Source organism: Poseidonocella pacifica (genome assembly GCF_900111875.1).
In the GTDB taxonomy this organism is placed as follows: Bacteria; Pseudomonadota; Alphaproteobacteria; order Rhodobacterales; family Rhodobacteraceae; genus Poseidonocella; species Poseidonocella pacifica.
Genome location: NZ_FOJU01000011.1, coordinates 1 through 2,225, shown reverse-complemented (window position 1 = coordinate 2,225; position 2,225 = coordinate 1). Strand labels below are relative to the sequence as shown.

3 protein-coding genes and 1 pseudogene are annotated in these 2,225 nt (G+C 62.5%); all 4 read right to left on the bottom strand.

Going from position 1 to position 2,225, the window contains the following annotated elements; all coding sequences use genetic code 11:
• The coding region (locus tag BM234_RS17190; protein ID WP_092067016.1) for a succinate--CoA ligase subunit alpha at positions 1-587 on the bottom strand (587 nt) is incomplete at its 3' end.
• Positions 588-611: 24 nt separating this feature from the next.
• On the bottom strand, positions 612-1,133 hold the full coding sequence (locus BM234_RS17185; protein ID WP_139226826.1) for a hypothetical protein: 522 nt from the start codon (positions 1,131-1,133) through the stop codon (positions 612-614).
• A gap of 67 nt (positions 1,134-1,200) precedes the next feature.
• On the bottom strand, positions 1,201-1,704 hold the full coding sequence (locus BM234_RS17180) for a hypothetical protein (protein ID WP_092067014.1): 504 nt from the start codon (positions 1,702-1,704) through the stop codon (positions 1,201-1,203).
• Positions 1,705-1,706: 2 nt separating this feature from the next.
• Positions 1,707-2,225: pseudogene (gene sucC, locus BM234_RS17175) on the bottom strand (succinate--CoA ligase subunit beta); the annotation flags it as partial.

Genomic DNA, 2,225 nt, shown 5'->3' with positions numbered 1-2,225 from the left:
AGGAACCATTCGAGCGCGTCGATATGCTCGGTGCCCTTGATCGGATCGCCGCCGATGCCAACACAGGTCGACTGGCCGAGGCCCACATCGGTCGTTTGCTTCACGGCCTCATAGGTCAGCGTGCCGGAGCGTGAGACGACGCCGACGGAGCCGCGCTTGTGGATGTGGCCGGGCATGATGCCGATCTTGCAGGCGTCGGGCGTGATGACCCCGGGGCAGTTCGGTCCGATGAGGATCGACCTGGAGCCTTCCAGCGCGCGCTTGACGCGCATCATGTCCAGCACCGGGATGCCTTCGGTGATGCAGACGATCAGCTCCATCTCCGCGTCGATCGCCTCAAGGATCGAGTCGGCGGCGAAGGGCGGCGGCACATAGATCACGGAGGCGTTGGCCTCGGTCTTGGCCTTGGCCTCATGGACCGAGTTGAAGACCGGCAGATCGAGATGCGTCTGCCCGCCTTTGCCGGGGGTGACCCCGCCGACCATCTTGGTGCCATAGGCGATGGCCTGTTCGGTGTGGAATGTACCCTGCGAGCCGGTAAGACCCTGACAGATGACTTTGGTATTTTCGTCGACGAGGACAGCCATGTCGGCGTTCTCCTGTTTGTTGTTCTAGGTGTCGCGCGCGGCGGGGTAGGTCAAGCCGAGCAGATAGGTCGCAGTGGAGAGCCCCGGAGTACCGCTCCGGGTCGTGAGGATCAGAGTGCCGTCAGCCAGTTGCCAGGCCCTTTCGGCAGAGAGGGCCTGCGGATCGACCGCCCGCGCGCCGGGAAACGTCTGGGTGACAAAGCTTTGCACGCGGGGGGTCTGCCCGGTTCTGGGCGCGGCCCCGACAGCGCAGCCGCCTTCGGAGAGGATCACAAGCGGGCGCTTGTCATCGACGACAAAGGAGCGTGCAGGTCCCGTGCCGCCGCGCGCCTGTACATATCCCGCAGAGAGCAGGCTGGCTTCGATCGCCGCAGGTTCGCCTTTCAGGCAGTGCCGGGCGAAGGCGCCCACGAAAGCAGTTGCCGAGCTCTTTGGCACAACGTTGCTGGCGCGGACATTGGCCAGTTCGAACCGATCAGGGCGTGTTTCCTCCGAGCACCCGGTGAGGAGCGCGACGACGAACCCCATCACGCCGAGCATACCCATCCGGCGAATCTGCGCTGGAAGAGGTGAAACAGGTGGTGGGGGGAGCACGGTCACAATCAGAAACTCGCTAATCAATATGCCGGAAGACAATCAGCGAGCCGCGGAAAATCGGCCCGAAAGTCTGGACCCGTGTAACCCCCGCGAAGTATATGCGTCCGTTGAATTCCACCGCATAGGCGCTCCACATGTTTCGGCGATTTTTGGGATCGAGAGGATTGCTGATCTTGGCGCCATTCGCCGCGATGAGTTGATGCAACAGAGCGTCGGCTTCGTTCTCCTGAAGCCCATCCACACTGAACATGCACCAAGGATCGGACGACTGCGTGGAGTTCGCGACCAAGACATCGCGGCCTCCCCCGCTGAAGAATTGAATTCCCCGGCCGGTGCCTTCGTTTCGCAGCCCGCCCGCGCGGTGAGACCGCGAAAGCGCGGTCATGTCGGGAAAGGACGCGGCGCACCGTTCGGCGGCTTGCGCGACCATACCAACTTCGTTCTTTGAGACCCGCTTTGCCAATGCCGGTTGGCCTGCGAGAAGCAAGCCTGATACCGCGACACAGATAAGAGCGCGCATGCTCATCCCTTGACGGCCTTGACGATCTTTTCCGCCCCGTCCTTGAGGTCGTCTGCGGCGATGACGTCGAGGCCGGAGGTGTTGATGATCTCCTTGCCCTTCTCGACGTTGGTGCCTTCGAGGCGAACGACCAGCGGGACCTTCAGGCCGACTTCCTTGACCGCCGCGACCACGCCTTCGGCGATGACGTCGCAGCGCATGATGCCGCCGAAGATGTTGACGAGAATGCCTTTGACCTGCGGGTCGGAGGTGATGATCTTGAACGCCTCGGTGACCTTTTCCTTGGTCGCGCCGCCGCCCACGTCGAGGAAGTTGGCAGGCTCCGCGCCGTAGAGCTTGATGATGTCCATCGTCGCCATGGCAAGGCCCGCGCCGTTGACCATGCAGCCGATTTCGCCGTCGAGCGCGATGTAGTTCAGGTCGTACTTGGAGGCCTGCAATTCCTTGGGGTCTTCTTCGGAAGTGTCGCGCAGCTCGGCGATGTCCGAATGGCGATAGATCGCGTTGCCGTCAAAACCCAT

Bases quoted from the DNA above. Each gene is read 5' to 3' on its own strand.
- BM234_RS17185 (WP_139226826.1), bottom strand. From the start codon at position 1,133: ATGGGTATGCTCGGCGTGATGGGGTTCGTCGTCGCGCTCCTCACCGGG.
- BM234_RS17180 (WP_092067014.1), bottom strand. From the start codon at position 1,704: ATGCGCGCTCTTATCTGTGTCGCGGTATCAGGCTTGCTTCTCGCAGGC.